This is a genomic window from Acidobacteriota bacterium (assembly GCA_039028635.1).
Classification (GTDB): Bacteria; Acidobacteriota; Thermoanaerobaculia; order Multivoradales; family JBCCEF01; genus JBCCEF01.
Genome location: JBCCHV010000008.1, coordinates 98,579 through 124,179, shown reverse-complemented (window position 1 = coordinate 124,179; position 25,601 = coordinate 98,579). Strand labels below are relative to the sequence as shown.

The following is a 25,601-nucleotide window of genomic DNA, read 5'->3' as shown; positions in this document are numbered from 1 at the left end:
GCAACGGTCTTGAGGGCTGCTGGGAATCAAAAGACGACAACTCGCAACAGGACCTGCGACAATCGGTGGAGGCTCTTGAGAGGGGACTAGTGCACGGATACCGTCACGCGTTCGAACCAGGCCAGCACCCCAAGATCTTCGTCGGCCCCCTCATCGGTTCCTTCAGGGTTTTCCCAGCTACGCATGACCAAGACGACTTTGGCCTGGGAGCCCAACGACTCGGCGACAGAGCCTGCGATGGTCAGAGATCGGTCAAACGGCGGAACTGGTAGGTCGTGAGGATCGTTCTGGCCGCGAGCGACGAAGAAGTCGAGAGTGCCTACGAACGAGTCGTCAGCCGTGTCGAGACCTTCTAGCGACGCCGGATCTGCGTAAATCTCATAGAGCACGCCGGGGTTGTCTTGGAACTGAAGACCCTGAATCGAAATCACAACGTTGCGCCCCGCCTCCGCCGCCTGCCCGAGTCGCTCCTGGCCTTCGATGCCGAGGGGCAGGTCTACGGAGATGGCTCCGGCCCCGAGCTCGACGCGGGTGGTCTCACTGGCCGCTACGAGGTCTGCTCGGGGGACTGGCTCGTACCGTGGAGCAGTGCCCGAGTCGCTAGTGAGAGCCGCGTCGATTTCCCCTTCGTCATAGACATAACCTAACTGCGCCGCTGTATCGACGATGTCCTTCCCGGACATGCAGACCGGCTCCCCGGATTCGTCGAAAAACAAGAACTGGTGACTCATCCAGTTCGGATCGTGAATCGGGTTGCCTTCGATCTCTCCCTGGTGCTCCGCCACCCACTGACTCCACAATCGATCGACGTTGGAATGGTGCAGCCAAAAGAGCGGATCTTGCGCAGTCTTGTTGTTGTCGGCCATCCAGCCGTCCGGACCGCCCGTCAAGGCATGGATATTCGCGTGCGGAACCGCCAGCAGTCCCTTGCTCGACCCCTTCGCCTCGTGCTGTTCGTGAAGTCCAATGTGTCCGCCGAAGGACTCGTCCGCGTCTTGATTACTTGCAAAAGTCGCTACCGCGAAAGCCGCATCGGTACTGACGGCAGATTCCGGTAGTCGGAAGCCGTCGTTCGCAGGTGCGCTTCGTTCCGCCACGAAGAGGCTGTTCTCAGCCATGTTGGCTGGTTCGCGCAGCGGAAGAGGCACCTTTCGATGATCGTCTTCGTTCCAGGGCCAGTAGGGGACGGTGAGGTTCGGGTCGTCAGCGGCGGCGCGCAGGATCCGCTCGAAGTAGTAAACGTACATTCGATGCCACGAGACGAAGAAATAGCTGCCGTGCTGGCATTGGTTCCATCCCGGCATCATGCCGGCCTGGGTATCGATCTCGGTTCCATCCGCGCAGGTCACCGACGCCGGAGCCTGGCTGGTATCTGCTTCCGGGCACAGTTTCGTCAGGCTGCTGGTCGAGTAGCCATGCATGTTGGCCTGATAGCACCAGCTCGTCGGGTCGGTCGTTGCGCGCGAGCGCATGACCTCGATCCCCCGCCTCAGCGAATCAAGCTCAGGGCTCTCGGGATCGTAACTGGCGATGCTCCGGCGGACATGGAGCGCACTGGCAGGGGCAGCGACACGAGGTAGCGGATAGGTCTGGTCGCCGATCCTCCAGTCGAGTCGTATCGGCTGCTCCTGGTCATCCACCACCACTTCGATCTCGGCGTAGTCTTGGGGCGAGAAGAGAGTCCGCTCAGCGGTGGGAATCAGCAGCCACTCATCCATCATCACTCCCTCTTCGGTGACGCGAAGCTGGAGGTTGCTGCCCGGCCGTAGCTCGTAGGTACCCTGATAGCTCTTCAGAGTCTTGCGATCGACGGCAATGGCCCTGGCGCGAATCGGCGCTGGCATGGGCACCTCCTCTCCCGCAACCATTTTCGGTAGAGCATCACGGATTCTGTCGAGCGCGCCCGAAGTCAGGTTGCTGGCCACGATCACTGCCACCTTGTTCGTCGCGTGGTAGTCGGCGAAAGCGCGGTAGCCGTGGGCCGACCCATTCCAGGCTAGATTGCCGCTCTCTCGCACCAGCATCGATTGTGCCGTGCTGCCGAACCCGCCGTCGAGCAAGGTCTGCTGCATCGCCAGAAGATCGCGCGGAGTGGAAAAGACCGAGCCTGCCCCGACCAGGTAGGAAATGTCCGCAGGGGGCGCGTTCACGAAACCCTCGCTACCGAAGTAGTAGGCGGCGGCCCGCTGCTCGAGAATGGAACGAGACCCGGCATCCGAGGTGTTTCGCATGCCTGCCGGTCGCAAGACGTGCTCTTCTAGTAGCTCTGCGTAAGGCTTGCCGGCGGCCAGCTCGAGCACTCGCGCCAGCACTGAGAAGCCGGCCGAGCTGTAAACGCTGTCGGATCCGGGCTCGAATGCCAGAGGTTTCTTGGCCGCCAGCTCGACCATGGTGGTGGCAGTCTGGGGTCGCGTCTCATCCAGCGGTTCTGTGACACGGTGCGGAATGCCGGCGCTGTGGTTCAACAGATTGCCCACGGTGATCTCGGATGCGCGAGGGAACTCCGGCAGATACTTGCTGAGGGGATCTGCCAAGGTCACCTTTTCCAGCTCGATCAAGCGGGCGAGGGCCACGACAGTCATCGGCTTGTTGACCGAGCCGACGCCGAACCGGGTTGTCGGCGTGTTGACTGTTCGCTGTTCCCGGTGAGCCAGCCCGAAAGACCTTTCGTAGATGACTTCTTCGCCGTGGGCAACCAAAACGGTGCCCGAAAGGTGCTCGATGTCGAGGTAGGGCTGAAGGTAGCGCTCAATTCGCTGCGTCAGCGAAGAGGGTGTCGCCGTGTCCTGCGCATATGAGTTCGCAGGAACTACCAGGACCAAAGCAAGAACGGCCAACAGAGAGATTCTATGTCGCGTCATCAGGAGCGTTTCTTCAAAGTGAATGAGAGGATCGGATCGGCAGGACGTCCTGGTGAGGCTTCTTGCGGAGAGTGAGCGCCGAGACAGCATAGAGTACGCTTCATCCTACCCGAGTCGACCACGCCACTGGCCCGCTTGCGCTCTCTTCTTTCTCAGGAAGCCGAGGACGTTTGGTGGAAAGACCTCAGGACTGCTAGGTAGCCTTGGCTGTGGAGCGGACAGTTTGCTGCCGTTTACGTCGTCCCGTGGGTGTCCGGGCCTTTCTACCGCCAAGGTCCTGAAAGGACGAGCGGGCTGCTGCCCAGGCTGTTTTCAGGCGCTCCGTTCCCTCCGGCTGAGGGTGATAGCTGCCCTCGGCATTGCCGTGGTATCGTTGATTCGACTTTACTGTATAAGGCGAAAGGGAGACCTGTGCGCCCATCACGATGGCTTCGCCAAGTCTTGTTCGGCGTTGGAGTTGTGATCGCTTCCACGGTTGTACTGCAGATTCATGCCACGGAAGGCGAGCTCTGCGCGTTGTCTTCCGACCCGAAGGGGCCTGGATCCAACTTACACCCCAATACCTGTGTCGGCACTCAGTGCGTCGAGTGCGGTGAGGACGCCCAGGGGAATGCTTCCTGCGCAACCGTGACCTATTCCGCTCACTGCAGTTGTCGGCTGAAGGCATGGATCGCACCGTTCTGCACGACTCGAGGGTCCTGCAGCATCTCCACGTTTCCTGCCATCGAGCCTCTTGCTGCGCAATCGTTTGCAGAGGGGAGTGGGTGACGATGAGGAGCCGCATGATCGTATCGCTTAGCGTTCTGGCTCTATCGGCGGTGCCGGCGTTTGCTCTTCCAGCCATCAACTGCTCCGCGCGGCAATGTGTGCAATGCGGTGTCGATACTCAGGACAATCCCAAGTGCGAAGTGGTGACGTCCAGCGCCTACTGCAACTGCAAGATTCGGGCGGTGCCCAACTACTGCGTGGATCGTGGGTCGTGCACTTTGTTACCCCAAGGAAGATCCCAAGAGGGAGCGAAAGAGGCCTGCCATAAACGCGAACCCCAGCGTCGGCTGCCGCAATGAAATTGTCAGCGCCTAGTTGGGCCTCTTGCCTCGGACTGCTACTCATCGCTGCGGTACCGGTGTCGGCGGCGGAGGTGGTTGTCGAGCTGATCCCTGCCGGCGTCGATAGGCAAACCGAGGGTGATCGCGTGCAGGCGATTTCGGTCGAGGTTCGAGCCGAGGCCGGCGACCGGCAGGTGACGGAGGCGGCGGAAGTCGTCCTGCCGGGGGAGATTACCCTGGACCTCGCGGACGAGACCTTCTGGGCGTTGGAGGTGCTGTCTCCTGGAATGTGGAGTGCCCGGACGGCTGTGTCGCTGGCGCAGGGACAGCAGCGAGTCCGAATCGCATTGTGGCCGACGGTTGAGCTGCGGGGACGCTGCTGCCGTGATGCAAGGGCTGAGTCTCCCGCCAAGGTGGAGGTTCAATTTCGACCAACCTCTGAACAGAGGGAACACGTGCCATCGGGCACCGTTGGCTGCGCTGTCACCGAGGGCTCCTTTTCCTGCCAGATTCCGGTTGGACGGTTCGACCTCGCTGTGCGGGCACCGGGTTTCGCCAGCCACTTTCTGTTCGGCACGGAGCTGCAGGCCGATGTCGACCTCGGTGTCCTGGCCTGGGCTCCGGGGGCTTCTTTGGTGGGGCGGGTCGAGGCCGAGGGCGAAGGCCCGACCTCAGGGGCACGGGCTCATCTAGCACCGGCGACAGCAGACCCGACCGGCGAGTCGACGCCGGTGATTCAGCGGTTGGAACGATCCCTCGGACCCCGGGGTCTCGTTCAGTTCGAAGGCCTGCCCCCGGGGCAGTACTCGCTGTGGGTCGAGGACACGGGCTATGCGCCGGGCCGACGGATCGCGGTGACCCTTCGCCGTGGTGAGGAGCTCGAGCTCGAAGAGCCCTTGCGTCTGCAGCGACCCCGCCAAGTCAGGCTGCATCTCGATCCAGCGCGGGATCCCTGGGGCGAGCTGTGGCGAATTGAGCTCGAAAAGGCCGAAGGCAATCTCGAGGTTCTGGAGCGCCTGCAGGCTTCGGAGACTGGCGTGATGCAGACGTCCCTCGGCCCGGGGCGCTATGGCGTCATGATTCAAACTGGTGCCGGCGACCCGTGGCATGGCGAGGCGCTGGAGGTTTTCGACGTCGAGGTTGAGCGCTGGATCTCGCTGCCGGTGACGCGCGTGCGCGGCACCGTGCGCCTCGGGGACGAGCCCTTGAGCGCCGCGCGGCTTCTCTTCGAGCAACGGGGAGGGGCTGGCTCGGTCCTGTTCGAAACGGATGAAGACGGTGTCTACCGTGGTCTGCTGCCCAAGGCCGGCCAGTGGTCCGTCGAGGTCGGCTCGCAGGAGCCGGTCGTCGAGCGCCATTTCCGCAAGATCCTGGTGCCGAAGCTCGATGGTCACAAGGTAGCGACCCTCGATTTCGAGCTGCCGGATACGCGCATCGTCGGCGAGGTCGTCGATGCAATGGGCAACCCGATGGAGCGCGCTATCGTCGCCGTCTCCGTGCCGGAAGGGGACGAGACCGGCATTCGACACTTCGTGGAAGATTCGGAAGGTCGTTTCGAGCTCTACGGCCTGCCTGAGGGCATGAGCTATCTGCGCGCCGAGAGCGGCGAACGCATGAGCCGTCGACTTCCCCTGGAACTCGAAGATGGTGTCGAGTCACCGTTTGTCAGCCTGGTGGTCGAGGATCGAAAGAAGGTCTCGGGATTGGTGGTCGACGAAGGTGGTGTCGGCATCGGTGGTGCACGGGTGACCGTCCGCGGGCTGGGGCAGCTTGGCTTCTGGGTATCGACCGAGCACACGGCGCCGGATGGCACGTTCGAAGCGATGCTTCCGCCGGAAGAGACGGAGGCGTTGATCGCGGTTCAGGCCGTCGGGCACGCTCTTCATGCCTCGCGCGCTGTCTTGCCGATGACGGCGGACGAGCGGTTGGTGCTGCCCCTCGCTCGGCGCGGCGGCACTTTGGAGGTCGAGTTCTCCGTGGAGCCGTCGGACGGGAGCGCGGGCCTGGATCCCTACACGGATCTCTTTCTACTGCACGGGGGCGCCTTTGTCGGGCTGCGTTCGCTTTTGACTTGGGCTCACTTCACCACTGGCAACCTGCCTGACGCGAAGGCGCCCTCCATCCCTCAGCTCGAGTCCGGCGCCTACCATCTTTGCCGCCTCGACCCGGCCGAGCTGCAACGAGCCGTCTTGGAGGGACCTCCGGAGAAGTCGTGTCGCTCGGGTTTCCTCAGCGAGGCGGGCAGGCTCGAGCTCGTGCCGCCAGCTCCTCCTGCGTCGGAGCCGAGGGCAGGCGACGAATCGATCGACACCCGGCGCTAGTTTTTTCCTGAACGTCGTTCGGGCACTTGACCTGATACCTCATGATTGGGAATTGGGTGCCAAGATGAACCTCGTTGTTTTCATCGAGGCACCCTCAGGAACATCGAACCACGGCGCTGATGCTCAGCGTTTCGACGCGTTCCTGCCCTTGCCGTCCTTGGCAATCCGAGTCCCCGCCCGCTTGAACGACTTCTTGGCCAGCTCGACACCGATCTGCACGTCGTCGATCCGTGTTTCTACCCGTCCGATGAGCTTGTTGGAGAACACCGATTTCATGTGGAAAGGAAGCTGCATGCCGCCGACGTTGCGAAAGTCGCGGTAGACGACCTTGAGGCCGACCATGCCGATGCCCGGAATGATCGCAAGGCTGTCGGTCCGCACGACTCGGCCGGTGGCTTCGTCGATGAACATGGTGGCTCCCGGGGCTTGTTGGGGTACGACCCGCACCAGCAGAATCGATTCGTCCTCGTGCTGGATGCGCTTCAGCACCTCGACGTCCTCGTAGGACTGGGTCCAGTCGCCGAAGCGCACGGCCATGTGGTCGTGGAGGGCCTGCTCGAGGCGGGCGCCGCGGAGCTTGCTCTTGCCGGTCGCGGTGGTCGTCGTCCAAGCCTCGCCGTTCTCCTTGAGCACGGTCTCGAGGTTCCCGTTCAGGTTGAGCTCGGTCCGTTCGCGGGTGGCATCGAATAGCAAGTTGAAGTCGCCGTGCAGCTTGCGGTCCAGGAACTCGATCTTGCCGGTCATGCTGATGGCGCCGAGCTCGGTGAGCCGTTCGATGCCGTGGGCCTTCTGGACCATCGCCACCACTTCGGCGACGGATGGCAGTCCCGGCTCAGGCACGTGACGTGGATCGTGCTCCACGCGATCACCCATCATGGTCTTCATGTGGGTGACTGTGCCGTCGTCGCCGCGGAGAAACTCGAGCTCGAGACGTTTGTTGGCCTCGTGCACGAAACGGCCGGGGGCGTCCGTCGCTTTGAAAACCAAGAGGGTGGTGCCCGGGCGCTCGAACATCAGGCGCTTTCCCTGGCGTGAGATCACGTAGTACGCCGCGGGGTTGGTCTCGTCCCAGTAGAGACCGGCCATCTCTCGCATCTCCTCGGCGGACGGTCCCTGGGCGGTGCGGGGCAGGGATTCGAAGTCGCGGTCCACCAGGGCGGTCTGGAGGACTTCCTCGAGAGACATGCCGGCCAGGGAGCCGCGGGATTGAGTGAAGAACAGCACCATCAAATCCTGCTCGGGCCACGCCCAGGCGTGGGTGCCGTCGGAGCCGCCGTGGCCGAAGATCAGCGGATTGGCTGCGCCGCCCTCCGGGGTGTAAACCATCCATTGCTGACCATAGCTCAGCTTCAGGTTCTCGAAGGTCGAAGGGTACCGCTCAAAGTGATGGACCGGAGTCAAACCGCGTCGAATGGCCGCGGTGGAGAGCAGGCGCTGGTCACCCAACATGCCGCCATCCATCCAGAGGGCGAGAAAGCGGGCATAGTCGGTGGTGGTGGAGTAGAGGCTCTGGGAGGTGAGAAAGAGATGAAAGATCGGCGGGTCCTCGGTCGGGCTCCAGTGACGCTCCCATGCGCCGGTGCCTCCGGAGTAGGCACTTGGGACGCGCTGGCGACCTTCGCTTTCGGAGTCGAGCAAGGTGACCGAGTCGGACATCCCCAAGGGTTCGAGGATGCGTTGTTCGATGAACTCCGCCGCCGAAGTGCCAGTCACCTGCTCGACGATGGCCCCCAGGGTGTCGCTGCCGGCATCGCTGTACTGAAACTTGCTGCCGGGCTCGAAGTCGAGCCCATGGGCCACCGCTTCCGCGGCGATCTCGCCGAGGTTGGTGTAGTCGCCCAGGGGGCGACCGATGGTGGTGAATGGAAAGCCCGCGGTGTGCGTCAGGAGATGCTCGAGGGTGATGTTGCGGGTTTCGGGATGATCGAAGGACTCGAGAATCGCTCGAACCGGTGTTTCCAGGCTGAGACGACCGTCGTCGATGAGCATTTGAATCGCCGTACCCACCAGGGGCTTGGTCATCGAGCGCACGCAGTAGACGGCGCCCGCTTCGAGCGGTACGCCAGCGTCGCGATCGTGCCAGCCGTAGGCCTGGCGGTAGATGGTGCGACGGTTCTTGATCACCGCCAGCTCGCCGCCGACGATCTCTTCGGCCGCCACCAGCTCTCGAAGATGAGCGTCGATCAACTCGAGAGCTTGCGATGGAACGCCGACGCTCTCGGGTTTGGCGCTCGGAAAGGCCTCATCCGCCGGGGCATCGCCCGAGATGGGAAGAGCCATGGTGAGACACAAGATCAATGCACGAATGGAGCTCGTGAGTCGGTTTTTTGGCATGGGGAAGTCCTCCTCCGTGAGTCGAATGTCCGGAGTTTCGGGTGGCACTCCGTCCGGTGCCGGACGAAGGCGTTAGGGGATAGCCGATCGCGCGGCGCGCTATCGGTGAGACTTCAGAGGCTGTGGGTCGATCGGCTGAGGCTGGTGAACGATCGCCGGATCGGTCTCAGGCTCAGGCCGTGGAAGTGTCCGGCTCGGCTCGGTAGACCTCGAAGTCGATGTTCTCCAAAGGCTGGGATTGCAGCAGGTAGCCCACGGAGAGAAAGGTGATGGCTTGAAAGTAGAGGCTCAGGAGCGGGGCATCGAGGTAGTCGATGTCGTAAACCTGGTCCGCTGACGTGGTGATGAAGAAGAGGCTCATGGCGATGCTGACGAAGACCAGGGAACGAAGCTGGGCGCGGGATTGGCGAATACGATCGGCGGTGGCTTGATGAGGGTCGAGCTTCTTGCCGTAGAGCTGCCAGACACCGAAGCCAGCCAAGAAGAGGTTGGTGCCGAGCAATATGGCGGTCTGATGCCATCGCCAGACGAATTCGTGGACCCAATAGTCGAAGGCCAGTTGACCGACGATGGCGAGAACGGCAAGAGCCAGGAGCCATGGCGGAACGAAATCGAACAGACGGCGCGGCTGCAGGCTCGCTTTGCGTCGGTGCGCGGCGCGGGATTGCCGCATCTGACGAAATTGAGTGAAGCTGACGATCTCGAGCAACATCAGCGGGAGGAACTGGAGCGCTCCATAGGCCGCCGGCCAGGCTTCGGAGACGGAGCCGTCGTCGCGAGGATCGAGAAAGTAGACGGCCGCCAGCACGACGAAACCCAAGATGAAGACCGCACGGAAGGTGGCGCGCAAGAGCCAGGCACCGAGCTTGTAGTACTCCGCGGAGTTGGGGTAGAGCTTTGGATAGTCTTGCGGCGGATAGGTGTCGCGAATGTGGTGAACTCGGTCGAAAATCTTGCCCGGGAAGTACCAGGAAATGAAAAAGATCTGGCCCAGGAACACGATGCCGAAGAGTAGAAATGGAAGGGTCATGGTGTCCTCCTCAACGGGCGCGCCGTTTCATCAGCTCGCCGAATGCGATGCGTATCTCAGAATCCGTCGCTCCGGCGGCGCGCAGAGCTTCGACGGCCTCGCTCAGTTTCTCGGTCACGAGGGCTCTTAGGTCGATGGTGCTGTTGACCTGGGCATCCGGGTGGATGAAGGTCCCGCGGTACCCCTTGGTCTGAATCACGGAGTCGCGTTCCAGCAGTTTGTAGGCCTTGGCGACGGTTTTGGCATTGACGTCCAGGTCGTTGGCCAGCTGACGGATCGAGGGCAGGGCGTCCCCGGGGGCCAGGCCACCCGTCAGGACCGCCTCCTTGATCTGTTCGATGAGCTGACTGAACAGAGGGACGGGGGAGTCGATGTCGATGACGATGTCCATGTGATCTCGGTGCCTCCTTTGTACCTCTCGATGTAAGGGTACAAGGGGATCATCAGAAAAGCAAGGAGAATTTGTACCATCTGCTGGTGCGGTACAAGGCGGTGGGTCTGGAGGTCTGATCCGAACAGGTCTCCCCTCATCGCTCCGCTCCGGCCCGATCACCTAGGGGTGGAGCTCGGGGCGTTCCTTGGGGCTGTCGGCGATGGGTCGTACCATGGTGGTGCGAAACGGGGGCGCTTTTTCAGAGGGCCACCGACGACACTTCCGACCGCCTTCGGGTGGCAGCCTGGAGGCCGACCTATGAAGACTCGCTTGAACCTTCGACAGAACCTGACTCCGCGGGCTCACGGTGTGACACCTGATCCTTGTGCCGGGCGTCGCTCTGCGCGTCTCGGCTGCGGTCTGGGGCGGCGCACTTTTGCGATCAGGCGCCCCCTGGCGAGTGCCATCGCCGGCGCGCTGCTGGTCGCAACCGTGGCCTGTGCAGACCCAGGCCGGTCGTCGAATGCCCCCCATGCTGGTGGCGATGAGGTGCGATCCGAAGAGGTGACCTTCACGAGTCACGCGACGAAGCTGGCTGGCACTCTCGTCCGGCCGGGGTCGGCCGAGGTCTCAGCGGCCGTCGTGTTCGTGCATGGCTCTGGCCCGCAGGAGCGCAACCGGGCCTTGGCTGAGGCGTTCGCGACCAGGGGAATCGCCGCCTTGGTCTATGACAAGCGCGGTGTCGGCGAGTCCGACGGCGAGTACGAGGCGAAGCAAAGCGTCAGCGGACCCAACATCAGCCTGTTGGCCGATGATGCGGTGGCCGCACTCCAAGAGCTGAGCCGACGCGTCCGCGCTCAAGGCATCCCGGTCGGACTCGCCGGCATCAGCCAGGCGGGATGGATTGTGCCTCTGGCTGCGGAGCGCAGCTCTCTCGCCGAGTTTCTGGTGATTTGGAGCGGCCCGGTTTGCAAGGTGAGTGAGGAGGACATTTACAGCAAGTACACCTCGGACCGCGACACCGACGAGGTGCCGAGCTATGAAGAGGCCCTCGGCTCGCGGCAGGAGCCTTACATCTGGCCTGACTTTCTCGGTACCGATACTGATCCCGCTCAGAGCCTCGGGGAGCTTTCTCTGCCCGGTCTTTGGATTTTTGGTGCCGAGGATGGGAGCGTGCCGGTCGACCTCTCGATCCAGCGACTCGATGCGCTTCGCAAACAAGGCTTACCCTACGAGTACGTGCTCTTCTCCGATCTCGGTCACAACAACATGGGCGAGACGTTCTCGACCGCAATCTCGTGGATCAAGCGTCAGGACTTGAACCGTTCGGCTGGCACCGAATGAGGGGAGCTGCCTGACCGGGTTGGCGGCCAGGGTCCGGCGAATCTCCGCCTCAGCGTTCCGTTTCGCGGTCAGGGTCGGGCTTTGCCGCTCTGGGTAGCCAGCGCCCCACGCGGCGGCAGTAGGCCTCATATTCTTCGCCGAATTCCCGGCGCAGATGACCTTCCTCATAGAGCATGATGAAGCCGTGGAAGCCGGCCCCCACGGCGAGAAGATAGAGCAGCAAGGTCGGCGAGCGAAAGAGGATCGTCCAGCCGAGAATGACCGACAGCACGCCCAAATACATCGGGTTGCGGGTGTAGCGATACAGCCCTCGCACGACGAGCCGCTTTGGTGCACCGATGGGGGCCGGAGTTCCCCTGCCGAAGGAGGCGAAATCCCACACGCACCAGGCGTAGATGCCTGCCCCGATGGCCAGGAGAATGGCCGCGATGGCGGATACGATGCCCGAGGCGCGCGGATGATCGCCAATGATGAGCAACGGCACGTAGACGGCGACCGTTCCCGGGACCACGACGGTGAACAGCAGGTTCTTGAGGAGCAGCACCATCTTTCCGCTCTTTGACCGCCCAGTCCTCGGGCGTCGTTGGCAGAGTGTCGTTGCCGAGGTTGGTTCGAAGACCGCAGAATAGCAGGCGGCTGCCGCGCAGGGCATCGATCGAGCAGTGTCCCACCCTCTAGAAAATGCAGACCATCGCTTCCTTCTCCTACCCCCCGGACTTCGACATCGCGATTGTCGAGGCCGACGCTCTCTCGGTCGAGGCTGACGTCGCAGTCTTCGGTCGCTGCAAGGAGTTGAAGGGTCATCTCGAGAGTCTCGCGGGTGCTCCCTTCCAGACGCTTCCGAGCTCCGATGCCGGTCGCCGTCGTCTCTCGGTTCTCGAGCATGAGGCGCTGCCATGGCGGGCCGCGATTTCGATCGATTACCGACCACGCCCGGCCAGCTTGGAACCCCAGCCTCCGGATGGCCGATACTTCCGGACCCTTCCTCACGCTGCCGGCCTTTGCGCCGAGCTCCTCGCGGTCATCCAGCGGGCTTGTGAGCGCTACTCTGCCCGGTCGATCCTCATGATTCCGCTGTCTTGGAGGAATCCCATCACAGGCTCCATCGCGATGGCGGGAGCCATCTGGCACTACTGCTATGAGGTCGCTGTGAGCACGGGCGATGTCGCTGGCCCCTACGACCCGTTGGAAGGCGTCTTCGACCGCTTGTTCGTGAGGGCCTTTGGAGAGCCAGAAGGAGGATTGGCCAACGCCAAGAGGAATGCTCTGGCCCAAATCCAAGAGGCGGCGCGGAGTCGCGGCTACGCCAAGCGATTCATCTGTGTGGATCGAGCGGATCCGTCCCCCTTCGTGAGTGCCTTCAGAAACGAGGACGGTCGGCTGCTGAAAGCTCTGAAGCCGCTCAAGAAGCTGGATCGCAGGTCCTGGGCGCAAGCCCCATTCGAAGAGGTCTCTTCCGGGTAGGGAGCCGAGACGGACGAGGTCTTGCCACTTCTGAAAGTGAACCCGCGATGGGCGGCGACCGACTCAAGGGACGAAAGGGCGAATCGATCGCCCTTTGAACGAGAGAGCGGACTCCAGGACCATGACCAGAACGCCTGACCAGATCTATGACGAGTGGCTCATCCTGCGTTGTCAGAACGGCGAATCCGAGGCGCTCGAGGAGCTGGTGGGGCGCTGGAATGAACGCCTTTGGCGGCACGCTCGGCGCCTTGGTGCTGATCATGAGCAGGCCAACGACGCGACCCAGGAAGCCTGGATGGCGATCGTCCGAAGCCTCAGGCGGCTCGAGGATCCGGCGCTCTTTAGGGCCTGGGCCTTGCGCATCGTGACGAACAAGTGTGCCGACCAGATTCGACGGGTGTCCCGGCGCAGGAAGTTGGTCGATGAGTACCACCAAGAGCCCGTGACCGCTCCGGAGGGGGACGGCCTCGCCGAATCGGACGAGGACTCCCTCCTCCGATCAGCGCTGGCCGGTCTCCGGGCGGACCGCAGGGCTCTCCTCGGTCTGCACTACTTGGAAGAGCTGGGCCTGTTCGAGATCGCGTTGATCCTGGGAGTACCGGAAGGAACCGTGAAATCGAGACTCTTCAAAGCTCGCCAGGAGCTCAAGGAAGCGATAGAAAGGAAAGATGATGAAGAATCAGCATGACGATATCGACGACAAGATCCGTCGGGCGATGATCTCAGAAGAAAAAGGGCTGAAGATCGGGCCTTCCCATGAACAAGGAGTCTTCGAAAGCCTGCTCGGGCTCTTCAAGGGACGATTGCGCTGGCTGAACTTCCTTGTTTGGTTTTTCCAGATGGTGTTCATCGGCCTCGCCGCGTGGTCTGCCTACCGATTCTTCGGCGCTCCGGAGGTCAAGAATCAAATCCTCTTCGCCACTCTGTTTCTGTGGGGCGTGGGGGTGACCGGACTGTTCAAGATCTGGTTCTGGATGGTCATGAATCGGAATGTGGTGATGCGTGAGGTCAAACGACTCGAGCTTCAGGTGGCCCGAGCCCACTCGGTGGATTGAAGCGCAGGGCCGCCGTCGTGGCTCGGGTTATTGTCGGCACTCGGCGAACTCTGGCCCAGTTTGGTATGCAGAGCACCAACTGGTCAGGTTTACAGCGTAGGAGGCGTCTTCGTCGAGGAATGCGCCGCGGGCGGCGTTTCTCGCGACAACTTCGTTGGAAAAGTCGAAAACAATGACTCGGTAGAGCTCGCCACGCTGCACGATGGCGAGTTGAAGGTCGGTGTCAGTCCGTACCGCTGCCGCCAGCGCTTTCGCGCGATTGGGTGAGCTGAACCCACCAAGGACGACCGCCCAGGTTCTGCCGGCGGTGAGGCTCTCCTCGATCGCCGAGTGGGCAGCGATCAGGGCGGGGCTCGAAGACTTCAGTGCGCCGGGTCTCACGACGACGGTGCCGAACCCCTCGCATTCCCCAGGGCACTCTTTTCGCCGGAACCACTTATCCGTTGTCTCGTACCAGCTCGAGTGAATCCAGCCGTCTTCCAGGAGGTAGGAGTCGCTTCCTCGTTCGTCGTCTGGTGCGCTCGGAAGGCGTTGCATGCCCACCAGCAGATTGACCGGGACCTCGAGTTTTCGGCTGGCGGTCTGCCCTTTGACGACGTAGTTGACTCGGAGATCGAGCAGGAGGCCCAGAGGGGCGCGGAGTGGTTCTTCCTCGGACTGTTCGTAGCTCAGGCGAAGAAAGATGTACTCGGTTTCATAAGGAGCGAGCTTGTAGACGATCGCTGTTCCAGGGGCGTCTTGGTCGGGAAACCGGCGCGTGGTGCGCGTCAGGAGGTTGACCGGTGAGCGGTCGGATGCTTCGAGTTCGACCCTCAGCTTGTCGTACTCCGCTTCGGCGCCGCCGTAGTAGACGTATTCAGACTCCCAGTCTTCGATGGTGCTGTTCTCGTAGTCGATGCGTTGAAAATAGAGCTGGACATTGTCGACGGAGATCGGGAACTCGCTTTTGCTGCTGATTCGAATGCGCGCGTCGAGGGTGCTAAGGGAGTAGATCGTTCCGTCGCGCTTGTGACGCACGTAGGAGCGGCCCCCTTCGTCTCCGAGGACGCGAAACTCGACGTCGACGAGGGCCTCGGTGAATAGGATCGGGGCGACCTCGTTGCGCAGGAGGGGGACGAGAGTGGATACCGCGAAGGCAAGAACCCCCGCGGCGATCAGAACGAGGGCTCGTCCGGAGGCCAGCCAGCTCTTTGGCCTGCCCCCTTGCTTCGGTTCTTCCGGCACGGTGGCTCCGACCTGGTGAAGCGTTCACTATTTGCTCTTGGGAGATCAACATACTACGGTTTGGTCTTTCCGTGGCGGCGCTCCCGCGAGGAAATTGACAGCAGGTGTTTCCTCACCCCGGGCTGCATCCAAGGCCAGCGCCTGGCGCTACCTCCCTCTTTGCTCAGATCGTGACCGCCGATCCGCCTCAGACTACGCCTGTCCCGAGTTCGAAGCCTGCCGCGTAGCCGTTGGGGGAGACTCGAACCTTGATTCAAGACAGCTGGCGAGATCTCGAGGAGAGGTAGGGCCAGAACCCGGTAATTATGGCAGCGGACGAAACCAGCGTCATCAGGGTGCCGGGAAAGAAGTTCACGAACCCTCCTAAGTCGAGAAAGATGAAATAGCCCAGATCCGCCAGACCACCGACCAAGGCGGCCAGGCAGACTGCCGAGAACGAGTGACGCCAGATGAACCGGGCGCAGATCGTGGTGACGAGCCCGATCCAAAGCAGATTGAAGCCGTGCTGATTGATGACCGCTCCAGCGGCCGGTGGATAGGCCATTTCGAGACTGGCAGGGTCGACCGCGTCGGCGATGTCCTGGATGGCGGCGGTGGTGTCTTGGGACATGGTCATGATGCCGGCCAGGATGTGCACCAACCCCCAGATGATCCAGAGAATGGAACAGATTCGCAGTAACCATCTGGAGGTTGGACGATGCTCGATAAGGCTCATTTCAAGATCTCCTTCGTAACAATGTTGGTTGCTAATTGCGGCAAAAAATTTTCAGGACTCGCAGCCCAGCGCTGATTTGATCGAGCTGCGGACGTGACGGTCCATCTTCGCAATCGTGGCCTGCTCGAGTTTCGCCAACAAGGCCTCTTCCGCATCCGAGAAAAGCTCGTTGACATAGGCTGCAATGATTGGGGCCACTCTTCCGGTGCAGCCCTTCGAGTACGTGGGCATCAGCTTTGAGTCCTCAGAGATTGCCTCGTAGACCTCGCGGAGATTTATCGCCTCGGCTGCCCTCGCCAAGACGCTTCCGCCTCGGACGCCTCGTTGAGTCCGCACCAGCCCCGCTCGTTTGAGCTTCACCAGGACCCGTCGCAAGACCACGGGGCTGGTGCCGTAGGTCTCGGCCATGACTTCCGAGGTGAGCGGCTCGCCCTCGCGGGAGGCGAGAAAGCCCAGGATATGCAGAGCCATGGGCAGCTGGCTGTTCATGGCATCATCGTAACCAGCTTAGTTGCTAATGGCAAGGCGGGTCGTCGAGTTCCCGAAGCCTGGGGCATCGCGTCTCGCACCCAACGGTCCCTATTCTTCGTATAAGGCACGACCCTTCACGAAATTTAGGAGCTTCGCCATGATCCTCGAGGTGTTCTCTGCCGCCTTCCATTACCTGCGCCGCAACCTCGGCGTCACGCTGCTGGCGGTGGTTCTCCTGGGCTCGAGCGTGGCGGCGGTGGCGACGGCTTTTGCGCTGGCCTCGGCGGTGACCCTGGCGGAGTCGCCGTTTCCGAGCATCGACCGACTCTGGGCGCCGCGCCTGGCGGTTCTCCTGCCGAGCGGGGCGGAGGCGCAGCCGGCGCTGTTTTCCTATCCGGATGTTGCTGCGTTTCGACGGCATCAGGAGACCTTCGACGCCGTCGGTGCCTATGCCTCTCTAGAGCTGCCGCTGGTCGGAGAGCCGGGGCCGGAGCAGGTCCGTGGGGAGTTCGTCGACGCGGACTATTTCGTGGCTCTCGATGCTCGCGCTGCGGCGGGCTCGCTGTTGGCGGGGCAAGGAGCAGGCGGTGATGTCGCCTTTCGCGGTGAGGTGCTGCTGTCGCACCGGCTGTGGCAGAGCCGTTTTCAGGGCGATCCGTCGGTCGTCGGTCAGCCGATCGAGATCTTCGGGGTTCCGCTGCAAATTCTCGGGGTCCTGGCGCCGGAGTTCGAAGGACTCGATTCGGAGGTCGATCTGTGGCTCGACATGGGCTCCTTGCCGAAGATCGCCGACTATCCGGACATTCTGACGGACACCGGCTACGCGCGATTCCAGGTCGTCGCACGCTCGCGACCGGAGGTCGCCGAGGCGGCCGTGGTGGCCGCCGTGACCCGGGCCGGCCGGGCGGTGGCGGCCGAACGTCCCGAGGTCCCCTGGGGCGAGGCCACGGTTCAGAGCTTGGCCGCGGCCCGCAGCGATCCCGGCCTGCGCCGTTTTCTCGGCCTGCTGCTGGCGGCTGCTGGACTGGTCTTGCTGATCGCTTGCTTCAACGTCGCCGGCCTTCATCTCTCGCGGGCGGCGGCCCGCGCCCAGAACTTCGCCGTGCGCAAGGCCTTGGGAGCTTCGCCCGGGAGGATCCTTGCCCAGGTCTTTACCGAAACAGGCCTCGTGGTGCTGGCCGGCACCGCGGTGGGACTGGCCGGGACCTCCGCGCTCCTGCGCTACGTGGTGACGGTCTTGAGAACGGACTGGGTGTGGGAGTCCACGGGGCCCGACATCGCCCGATTGATGGCGGCCGGGATCAGCCCTGGCGTCGTCGGTTTCGCGGTGGCGATCGCTTTCCTGGCCACCTTGGCGGCCGGCATCGTGCCGGCGCTCGATGTCCTGCGTCGGGACGGCGTGCACTACTTGCGGGAAGGTGCAGGGCAGATCGTCGGTGGCTCGGGCGGCCTGCGCTCCCTCGGCCAGCGGGGGCTGGTGATCGCTCAGGCCGCCGTGGCGGTGGCGCTGCTGGCCGTCGCCGGGGTCCTGTTTCGCGATCTGGCGGAGATGCTGCGCATCGAGCCGGGGTTTGACGAGCAGTCGGTACAGGCTCTTCGCATCACCTCGTCGACCCTCTACGGCCCTGCGGAGGCGCCGGCGTTCCATCAGCGCTTGATTGCGGAGGTCGAGGGACTGCCGGGCGTGGCTTCGGCGGCGATCGGAAGCTGTGTGCCGCTGTCGTGCCGCTGGCAGTCGACGGTGCAGGCGGCGGAAGACGACGACTTCGATCCGCTGTCGGCCCCTCTCGTCGGGACCCATTTCGTCAGCCCGCAGTACTTTCGGACCCTCGGTATTTCACTTCTCGCCGGCCGGGCGTTCACCGCGGCCGATACGCGGGAGACGTCGCGGGTGGTGGTGGTGAGCCGGTCCCTGGCGGACCGCCTTTGGCCGGCTCGGAACGCGCTCGGTCGGCGCCTGAAGATCGGCGAGAACGGTGATCCCGCGACGGTGATTGGAATCGTCGCCGATGCGCGGCAGCGATCTCTCTTCGAGGCGGAAGAGAACGTCTACATTGCCGACTACCAGAACGGTGCGGCGTGGGGAATCCTGTTGGTCAAGGCTGAGCGCGACGGGCCCCTCGACGCCGCGACTCTGCGGGAGACGCTCCAGGGCGTCGACGCCGGGCTGCCATTCCAGCCGGCGGGCTCCCTCGAGGAGCAGCTGGCTCGGGTCAGCTCGGGGAGCCGATATACCTCTCGGATGGTGCTGGCGGTGGCGGCCCTCGCCCTGCTGTTGACGGTGCTCGGGGTCTACGGAGTGGCAGCCCTGGCGGTGGCGGCACGGTTCCGTGAGCTCGCCCTGCGGCTGGTCTTCGGGGCCGATCGCCGTAGGCTTCTTCGCCATGTCCTGAGCCATGGCTTGCGACCGGTCGCCGTGGGCATCGCCCTCGGGGCGCCGGTCGCCTGGGCCGTCAGCCGCAGCCTCACCCTGTCCGTCGTCGACGGCCAGGGGACGCTGCTTGCGGCTTATCTGGGGGCTGCCGCGGTGGTGGCGGTGGCGGCGTTGCTGGCGATCCTTCCCTCCGTCCGGCGGACCCTCTCCATCGAGCCGTCGGTGGCCCTGCGCCGGGGCCCGTAGGGCGACGCCGAGGTCCCATGGCGAGACCTTGCCGTGGGAGCGGAACAGGCGATAATACGGCGAGTTAGTCGCGCCTTCGCAAGAACTTGGGCTGATTCACCAATCAGTAGCTCGTCGATGGGAGTCCTCTGATCCTGCCGCCTCCGGTCCCCGCGCAGTTGGCCAGCCCCCGACCTCGACACGAGGTGGACTTGGGCTCCGAGGCGCCGGTGCTGCGGCCGTCCGCGGCTCTTGGGTTCGGCGTTCGCGCGCCGTTTCACACCCTGGCTCTCTGTGCCTGGCTGGTGATGGCCATCTTGCCCAGCCTGTTGACCTCGAATCCAATCTATCTAGGGGTCGCTCTGCTGTTGGTCGGGTATACCCAGCGGGGCGTAGCTCAACGCTCTCGCGTCGCCGCGGCCTGGGGCTCCTTCGCCCATTTCGCGCTCTTCTTCGTGCTCTTCACACTGGTTTTCAACGCCTTGCTCGGAGGGGCCGGGGAGACGGTCCTCGTCGAGCTGCCGGCCTGGCGGGTGATGGGCGAGAACGACGCCGTTCTCTTTCAGGTCGGCGGCGCCTTGACCCTCGAAAGTCTGGTCTTCGGGCTGCTGAGAGCCGGTGCCATGCTGCTGGTCATCTACGCCCTGGCGACCTTCAATGCGCTCGCCGATCAGTCCCAGATGCTGCGCGGTCTGCCGCGGTGGCTCGATCAAGCGACGACGGTGGTGACCATCGCCGTCACCTTCATGCCGCAGCTGGTGGCGGCACAGCGCGACATTCGCGAGGCGCTGGCCCTGCGGGGGCACCGACTGCGCCGGCTGCGCGACTTCCTGCCGCTGATTCTGATCCTCCTAGGCGAGGCCCTCGAGCGGGCGATGGGGTTGGCCGAGTCGATGGAAGCCCGCGGCTACAGCGGACCCGCTCTCGAGCGGCGCGAGCAGCGCCGACCGCGCTGGCTGATCGCCGTCGGTCTGCTGCTGATCGGGGTCGGCGCCGTCGGCGGAGACCTCTGGGGCCGCCAGGAGGCGGAGGCGCCCTTCTCGCTGGCGGCTGCCTGGCCAAAGGCGGCGGTGCTGCTCGGGGGCTTGTCGATCCTCGGCGCCTTGCGCCTGGTGGGCGGCCGCAGTCGCCGCCACCGCTATCGGCGAGAGCTCTGGCGCCTGCGCGATAGCGCCTTGACCGCCCTTTCCATCACGGCAGCGGTGGCGTTTCTGTTCTTTTACTTCCAGGATCGCACGCCCTTCGTCTACCTGGTCTTTCCGCGCCTCACCATGCCCGCGGCGGAGATGCACCTCTTGCTGCCCCTGCTCGCGATCCTCGGCCCCTTGGCGTTCCACCCGGCCGAGCCTTCTGCCGAGGGTGCGTCGTGATCGAGCTGCGCGCCTTGACCTATCGCTATCCCGGCGCCGAGCAGCCGGTGATCGAAGGCGTCGATCTGCGCATCGAGGAGAGCGAGCTGGTTGTGGTGACCGGGCCGTCGGGTAGCGGCAAGAGCTCTTTGCTGCGCACCTTGAACGGTCTCGTTCCGCACTTCCACGGCGGCAAGATCGCGGGCGAGGTCGAGGTGGCGGGGCGCGATCCGATCGCGGTCGGTCCGCGCGGCATGAGCAACCTGGTGGGCTTCGTGCACCAGAATCCCGAGGCCCATTTCGTCACCCAGGTGGTCGAGGACGAGCTCGCCTTCGCGATGGAGAACCACGGCCTCGACCTCGCGACCATGCGCCGGCGGGTGGAGGAGGTGCTCGACCAGCTGGCGATCGCCCACCTCCGCCAGCGCGAGATCGACACCCTTTCCGGCGGCGAGCGCCAGCGGGTGGCGATCGCCGGCGTGCTGACCTTACAGCCCCGGATTCTGGTGCTCGACGAGCCCACCTCGCAGCTCGATCCGCAGTCGGCGTCCGAGGTCTTGGCGGCCTTGCGTGCCCTCAACGACGATCTCGGACTGACGCTGATCCTGGCCGAACACCGTCTCGAACGGGTGGCCCAGCACGCCGACCGGGTGTTGTTGCTCGAGGACGGCAAGGTCGCCGCCCTCGGGCCGCCGGGAGAAGCTCTGGCCGGCTCTCCCTTGGCGCCTCCCCTGGTGCAGCTGGCTCACGCCCTCGGCTGGCCGAGTCCGACCCTGACCCTCAAGGAGACGAGGCGTCGGCCGGAGCTGCGGCGATTGCGCCAGCGACTCTCCTCGACCGTCGATCCGGAGTCGCCGGCCGCCGGCGGGAAAGAGCCGGCCAGCGAGCCTCCGGCGATCGAGGCGCAGGGCTTGTGGTGGACTTATCCCGGTGGAGTCGAAGGTCTCAAGGGCCTCGATCTCGAAGCACCGCGAGGCTCCCTGACCGCTCTCCTGGGACGCAATGGTGCCGGCAAATCGACCCTGCTGCGGGCGTTGGTCGGGCTGATTCGGCCGGACCGCGGTCGGATTCGGCTGCGGCCGACCGCGGAGTCCAGCCTGGATCCCCTGAAAACGCCGCTCCATGTGGTTTCCCAGGAGGTTGGATTCGTGCCGCAGAACCCCTCGCGCCTGCTCTTCCGCGACAGCGTCGACGCCGAGGTCGAGTGGAGCCTGCGGCAGCGAGGACGCACCGACGACGCGGCCCGGCAGGCGATGGTCGAGTGGCTCGACACCTTGCGATTGAGCGACTTCGGAGACCGTCATCCGCGCGAGTCGAGCACCGGCGAACGCCAGCGACTGGCCTTGGCGACGGCCTTCGCCGGCGATCCCTCGATCCTGCTCCTCGACGAGCCGACCCGTGGTCTGGACGTCGAGATCAAGCACCGCTTGGCGGCCGCCCTGCGTCACCTGTGCCGGCGGGGCGTCACCGTCGTGATGGCGACCCACGATGTCGAGCTGGTGGCCGAATGCGCCGACCGCGTCGCCCTGCTCGGAGGCGGCCGCCTGGTCGCCGAGGGGCCGACCCGCACCATGCTGCACGGCTCGCCGGTTTTCAGCACCCGCATCAACCGGCTCTTCGGGGAACCGGATCTTCACACCTTGGAGGATGTGCTGCAGCGCCGCGGCGATCGGCCGCCAGGGGGCAGCTCGTGAAGCGCCGGGGGGACCTCTTGTCGGCGGTCATTCTGCTGGCGGCGAGCCTGCTCGGAGTTTGGGCCTTTCTCCATCCGATGGCCGGTGGAGGTCCGCCGGAGGGGGCCGGCGGTCCGCGGGCGATGGCCCACTCGGCCGACGCGCCGCTGATCTTCGTGACCCTGCTGGCCCTCTGCCTCCTGGTTTTGGTCGCCAACCTCGAGACCCGGCGGGTCGACGCCCGCCTGGTGTCGGTCCTCGGTGTGCTGGTGGGGATTACGGCTTGCCTGCGGCTGGTGTCCGGGCCGATGGGCTCGAGCGCCTTTTTCATCCTGCCGATTGTCTGCGGCTATGTCTTCGGTGCCGAGTTCGGCTTCCTGCTGGCGGCCCTCGCCATGCTCACTTCCGCCCTGCTCACCGGCGGCGTCGGGCCTTGGCTGCCCTTCCAGATGTTCGCTGCCGGCTGGTGCGGGATGATCTCGGGCTGGCTGCCACGCCTGTCGCCGCCGCGCGCCAAGTGGCTGCTGACAGCCTGGGGCGCGGTCGCCGGACTGTTGTTCGGCGCGATGATCAATCTGTGGTTCTGGCCCTTCCTCCAGCCGGCCGACCCCAGCCTGCACTACGAACCGGGCCTCGCCGTTGTGCAGACGGCGATTCGCTACGCCGCTTTCTACCTCGCGACGTCGATCTGGTGGGATGCCGGCCGGGCGTTGGCGAACGCCATCCTGCTGTTTGTCCTCACGGAACCCCTGATGGAGCTCCTGACCCGCTTCCAAAAGCGTTTTCGCTTCGAGCTCGAGTCGGGCTAGCCCGACCTTCTCACCAGCTCCGTCGAGAAGAGTCGGGCTCGCACTGCCGTTCAGCTATCGAGGCAAATATCTTTGAAGAAGCACAACGGCGGCGACTGAGTGTTGTTGCCCCAGAGCTGCGCCTGGGCACCGCCGTCTTTGACGTTGGTGCTCGAGATGCCGGTCGAGGACTCCTGCCAGCTTGTCTGGTCGGTGACGAAAAACACCCAGGAGTTCGGCGGGCTGTGGCAGAAGCAGTCGTCGCTGGGACAGCCGTTACTGGTCGAGCTTCCAGTGACTTTGCACAGCGCCTGACCGAGGCTGCCGCCGAAATCTTTGGTGACGATCTGAAGACCGGAGTCCTCGAGCAGTTGGTAGCCGCTGATCGTTGGTTCGTCGAAGGAGACACAGACGCTCTGGCTGGTGCCGTCGCCGAAAGTCACCAAGAGGCCGGCGCGATTCGCGCCGGAGCCGCTGTTGGTGGGAGTCGGACAACTGGCGTCGGCGCTGCCTGCAGCAGGGGTTTCAGAACCGCCGTCTTCGGTTGGTTCCACCGGTGCCGGAGCGGGCGTCGGGTCGACGGTTTCGTCGGGGCCCGGACGCGAGGCGATGTAGCCGATCGCCAGGACGATGAGCACGAGTGCCGCAATTCCGATCCACTTGTTCATGATCTCCCTCCAAGGGCAAAAGAGCAGAACTTCTGATTTCGATGGGTTGGAATATTGTACTTTATTATTGTCGACATCCCGGGTCGATTGTTGTGCAAGTCGAGGATCATTCCCCTAGAGCTTGCCACGTTGTTGCCGTATTTCTCCGCCACCGCGGCAACCTGAAGCTGTTCTGCTGCGTCTTCCAGAACCATCGCAACCAGGATCTTGTCGAGAGGATGTGAGCATGAGCAAGCGGGCTTTTCTGTCTTGGCTGGCTTTGGCCTTGTTCATCCTCGGGCTTGCCTTCGCGATTCGCACCTGGCGGCTCGATTCGGCCGCGGGCCCCGCGCCAGCCGGATCGACGATGACTTCTAGCGCCGCGCCGGAGGCTGTGCACGAGGGCTTCCTCTACGGTCGCGTCACCACGCTTGAAGGCCTGACCTACGAGGGCCGACTGCGCTGGGGTGGTGATGAGGAGGCTCTCTGGGGACACACCTTCAACGGCGTGAAGACTGACAACCGATGGGCTGCGCTGGCGCCGGCCGAGGCGCTGGCTCGCCCGCGCCCGCCGCTCGAGATCTTCGGCATGGAGATCGATCGCCGTCCGCGGCCGGTCGACCTCGAGCGCCTTTTCATGGTGCGTTTCGGGGAGATCGCCCACCTCGAAGCGGGCGTCGCAACGGTGCGGGTGACCCTCAAAGGCGGTCGCGTGGTCGAGCTCGATCGCCATGAAGCCAACGACCTCGACGATGGAGTCCGGGTGTGGGACCGGGCTCGAGGCATGGTGGATCTTGGCAGCCGGCGGATTCGCACCATCGAGCTTCTGCCGGCTCCTGATCCGGGGGCCATCGAAGGAGGCTTTTTGCACGGCTCGGTACGCACCTCCCAGGGGGTTTTCAGCGGCCTGCTGCAGTGGAACCGGCAAGACAGCCTGGGTCGCGACGAGCTCGAAGGGGAGGGTCCGGACGGCAGGATCGGGCTGCGCTTCGGCACCATCCGTTCGATCGCACGCCACTCGCCCGAAAGCTCGTGGGTGACCTTGCTCGATGGCCGCGAGATCGAGCTTGCCGGCAGCCGCGAAACCGGAGAAGGCAACCGCGGACTCTACGTCGACGATTCGCGCTACGGCCGGGTTTTGGTCTCCTGGGGCGCCTTCGAGCGGGTCGATTTCACCAGCCAGGGCGAGACTCCGACCTACGCTGACTTTCCGCCGGGAAGATCCCTCGAGGGGATCGTCGAGACCCTGGACGGCCAGAGCCTTGGCGGGCGGTTGGTCTTCGACCTCGACGAGAGCGAGACCCTCGAGACCCTCGATGCTCCCTTCGAAGGAGTGAGCTATTCGATTCCGTTCGGTCGCCTCGCGAGCCTCGTGCCGGCGGGGCGCGGGGTGGGCGGCTCTCGCTTTGCCAGGGTCACCCTTGTCAGTGGCGAAGTCCTCGAGCTCGAGGCGGCTGGAGACCTCGGCGAGCAGAACCTCGGGGTTCTGGTCTTCGCGGTGGGCTCGGAGCAGCCCGAATATGTGCCTTGGAGCGAGGTCGAGGAAATCGGTTTCGTCGGTCCGCCTGAGGCGTGACGCCCTCGGGCGCCGGCTGAGTTTTCTACCGCGCCCTGTCGAGCGGACCTCGATTCTCCGGGTTCAGCTCTTGTCCCAGATCAGCATGTCGGCCCCGACGATCGTGCTCACGGCGAGGGATGCGGTGACGAAGCAGAACAGGAGGTCGCGGAAGCCCAGCTCCAGCCGGCGGCTGGCGACGACGGTGAGCGCGAGCAGGAAGCCGACGACGAGCAGGGGAAGGGTCCAGGTCCCGAGGCCGAGCTCGAGGCTGAGCCGGGCTTCGTCGTTGGGATTGAAGGTGCTGATGCCGGCGGCCACCAGCCGCATGAAGAAGGCCATGTAGAGCAGCGCGAAGCCGAATCGTGAGCCTCGGTTGGCGACCAGTCGATAGCCGATGACGCCCTGGAGGATGGTCAACAGCGGGCCGGAGGCCGTCACCAGCAGTTGGTCCGATGGGGCCACCGTTTCGGTGGACCAGACGGAATTGAGGGTTGCCACCATGTCGTAGCCCAGGGCGACGCCGGTGATCCAGTGGGCGAGCTCGTGGACCACGAAAGTGGCGAGCCCGACGACGAACAGAAGGCCATGAAACCTGGCCGCCAACTTGGCTTGCGATCGATCCATCAGGGGTCCCCCATCTCAGTCTCCGTCCGTTTGCGACCTACGGCGTCGACGAGGGGGATGTTTCCCGGCGAAGTGGGCGGGCTGTTTGGCTTCGTTCCTCGCGCGCGATCTGGCAGACGCTG

20 protein-coding genes are annotated in these 25,601 nt (G+C 64.0%); 10 read left to right on the top strand and 10 right to left on the bottom strand.

The window, feature by feature from the left end:
- Window positions 1–86: 86 nt before the first annotated feature.
- Window positions 87–2,837, bottom strand: a complete 2,751-nt coding sequence (locus AAF604_05615; protein ID MEM7049113.1) for a serine hydrolase — start codon at window positions 2,835–2,837, stop codon at window positions 87–89.
- Window positions 2,838–3,924: 1,087 nt separating this feature from the next.
- Here AAF604_05615 and AAF604_05610 point away from each other — a divergent pair.
- Window positions 3,925–6,231, top strand: coding sequence for a carboxypeptidase-like regulatory domain-containing protein (locus AAF604_05610; protein ID MEM7049112.1), 2,307 nt, complete (start codon window positions 3,925–3,927; stop codon window positions 6,229–6,231).
- Window positions 6,232–6,354: 123 nt separating this feature from the next.
- Here AAF604_05610 and AAF604_05605 read toward each other — a convergent pair whose 3' ends face one another.
- The 3 genes from AAF604_05605 to AAF604_05595 all read right to left on the bottom strand — a co-directional run bounded on the left by AAF604_05605 (window position 6,355) and on the right by AAF604_05595 (window position 9,986).
- The gene (locus AAF604_05605) at window positions 6,355–8,565 is read right to left on the bottom strand and encodes a serine hydrolase domain-containing protein (GenBank protein ID MEM7049111.1); all 2,211 of its coding nucleotides are present in this window, start codon (window positions 8,563–8,565) and stop codon (window positions 6,355–6,357) included.
- Window positions 8,566–8,737: 172 nt separating this feature from the next.
- Window positions 8,738–9,595: a hypothetical protein gene (locus AAF604_05600; GenBank protein MEM7049110.1), complete on the bottom strand. Its 858-nt coding sequence runs from the start codon at window positions 9,593–9,595 to the stop codon at window positions 8,738–8,740.
- A gap of 10 nt (window positions 9,596–9,605) precedes the next feature.
- Window positions 9,606–9,986, bottom strand: coding sequence for a GntR family transcriptional regulator (locus AAF604_05595; protein MEM7049109.1), 381 nt, complete (start codon window positions 9,984–9,986; stop codon window positions 9,606–9,608).
- Between the two features lie 300 nt (window positions 9,987–10,286).
- Here AAF604_05595 and AAF604_05590 point away from each other — a divergent pair, with 300 nt between their 5' ends.
- Entirely contained in the window at window positions 10,287–11,312 is a 1,026-nt protein-coding gene (locus AAF604_05590; GenBank protein ID MEM7049108.1) for an alpha/beta hydrolase, read from the top strand.
- Window positions 11,313–11,361: 49 nt separating this feature from the next.
- Here the strand turns inward: AAF604_05590 and AAF604_05585 are convergent, their stop codons facing one another.
- On the bottom strand, window positions 11,362–11,859 hold the full coding sequence (locus tag AAF604_05585) for an isoprenylcysteine carboxylmethyltransferase family protein (protein MEM7049107.1): 498 nt from the start codon (window positions 11,857–11,859) through the stop codon (window positions 11,362–11,364).
- 518 nt (window positions 11,860–12,377) lie between these two features.
- Between AAF604_05585 and AAF604_05580 the strand changes: the two genes are divergently transcribed.
- The 3 genes from AAF604_05580 (at window position 12,378) to AAF604_05570 (ending at window position 13,831) form a co-directional block, all read left to right on the top strand.
- The gene (locus AAF604_05580) at window positions 12,378–12,776 is read left to right on the top strand and encodes a hypothetical protein (GenBank protein MEM7049106.1); all 399 of its coding nucleotides are present in this window, start codon (window positions 12,378–12,380) and stop codon (window positions 12,774–12,776) included.
- A 121-nt stretch (window positions 12,777–12,897) separates the two neighbouring features.
- On the top strand, window positions 12,898–13,464 hold the full coding sequence (locus tag AAF604_05575) for an RNA polymerase sigma factor (protein ID MEM7049105.1): 567 nt from the start codon (window positions 12,898–12,900) through the stop codon (window positions 13,462–13,464).
- Window positions 13,445–13,831, top strand: a complete 387-nt coding sequence (locus AAF604_05570) for a DUF6768 family protein (GenBank protein MEM7049104.1) — start codon at window positions 13,445–13,447, stop codon at window positions 13,829–13,831. The genes AAF604_05575 and AAF604_05570 overlap by 20 nt, the downstream gene beginning before the upstream one ends.
- Before the next feature lie 27 nt (window positions 13,832–13,858).
- Here AAF604_05570 and AAF604_05565 read toward each other — a convergent pair whose 3' ends face one another.
- From AAF604_05565 to AAF604_05555, 3 genes are all read right to left on the bottom strand, one after another.
- Complete coding sequence (locus AAF604_05565; GenBank protein MEM7049103.1) at window positions 13,859–15,055, bottom strand: SPOR domain-containing protein; 1,197 nt, start codon at window positions 15,053–15,055, stop codon at window positions 13,859–13,861.
- 253 nt (window positions 15,056–15,308) lie between these two features.
- Complete coding sequence (locus AAF604_05560; GenBank protein MEM7049102.1) at window positions 15,309–15,770, bottom strand: hypothetical protein; 462 nt, start codon at window positions 15,768–15,770, stop codon at window positions 15,309–15,311.
- Window positions 15,771–15,821: 51 nt separating this feature from the next.
- Window positions 15,822–16,259, bottom strand: coding sequence for an Rrf2 family transcriptional regulator (locus tag AAF604_05555; protein ID MEM7049101.1), 438 nt, complete (start codon window positions 16,257–16,259; stop codon window positions 15,822–15,824).
- 139 nt (window positions 16,260–16,398) lie between these two features.
- Here AAF604_05555 and AAF604_05550 point away from each other — a divergent pair, with 139 nt between their 5' ends.
- The 4 genes from AAF604_05550 (at window position 16,399) to AAF604_05535 (ending at window position 22,671) form a co-directional block, all read left to right on the top strand.
- The gene (locus AAF604_05550) at window positions 16,399–18,861 is read left to right on the top strand and encodes an ABC transporter permease (protein MEM7049100.1); all 2,463 of its coding nucleotides are present in this window, start codon (window positions 16,399–16,401) and stop codon (window positions 18,859–18,861) included.
- Between the two features lie 191 nt (window positions 18,862–19,052).
- On the top strand, window positions 19,053–20,210 hold the full coding sequence (locus AAF604_05545) for an energy-coupling factor transporter transmembrane component T (protein MEM7049099.1): 1,158 nt from the start codon (window positions 19,053–19,055) through the stop codon (window positions 20,208–20,210).
- Entirely contained in the window at window positions 20,207–21,883 is a 1,677-nt protein-coding gene (locus AAF604_05540; protein ID MEM7049098.1) for an ATP-binding cassette domain-containing protein, read from the top strand. Before AAF604_05545 ends, AAF604_05540 begins: the two co-directional genes overlap by 4 nt.
- A complete protein-coding gene (locus tag AAF604_05535) occupies window positions 21,880–22,671 on the top strand; it encodes an ECF transporter S component (GenBank protein ID MEM7049097.1) in 792 nt (263 codons plus the stop codon). The genes AAF604_05540 and AAF604_05535 overlap by 4 nt, the downstream gene beginning before the upstream one ends.
- Window positions 22,672–22,721: 50 nt before the next feature.
- Here AAF604_05535 and AAF604_05530 read toward each other — a convergent pair whose 3' ends face one another.
- Window positions 22,722–23,318 (bottom strand): hypothetical protein, encoded by a 597-nt coding sequence (locus AAF604_05530; GenBank protein ID MEM7049096.1) that lies wholly within the window; start codon window positions 23,316–23,318, stop codon window positions 22,722–22,724.
- 346 nt (window positions 23,319–23,664) lie between these two features.
- On the opposite strand from AAF604_05530, the gene AAF604_05525 reads away from it, so the two are divergent.
- Window positions 23,665–24,873: a hypothetical protein gene (locus AAF604_05525; GenBank protein ID MEM7049095.1), complete on the top strand. Its 1,209-nt coding sequence runs from the start codon at window positions 23,665–23,667 to the stop codon at window positions 24,871–24,873.
- A 63-nt stretch (window positions 24,874–24,936) separates the two neighbouring features.
- On the opposite strand, the gene AAF604_05520 is transcribed toward AAF604_05525, so the two are convergent.
- Entirely contained in the window at window positions 24,937–25,479 is a 543-nt protein-coding gene (locus AAF604_05520) for a hypothetical protein (GenBank protein ID MEM7049094.1), read from the bottom strand.
- Window positions 25,480–25,601 lie beyond the last annotated feature (122 nt).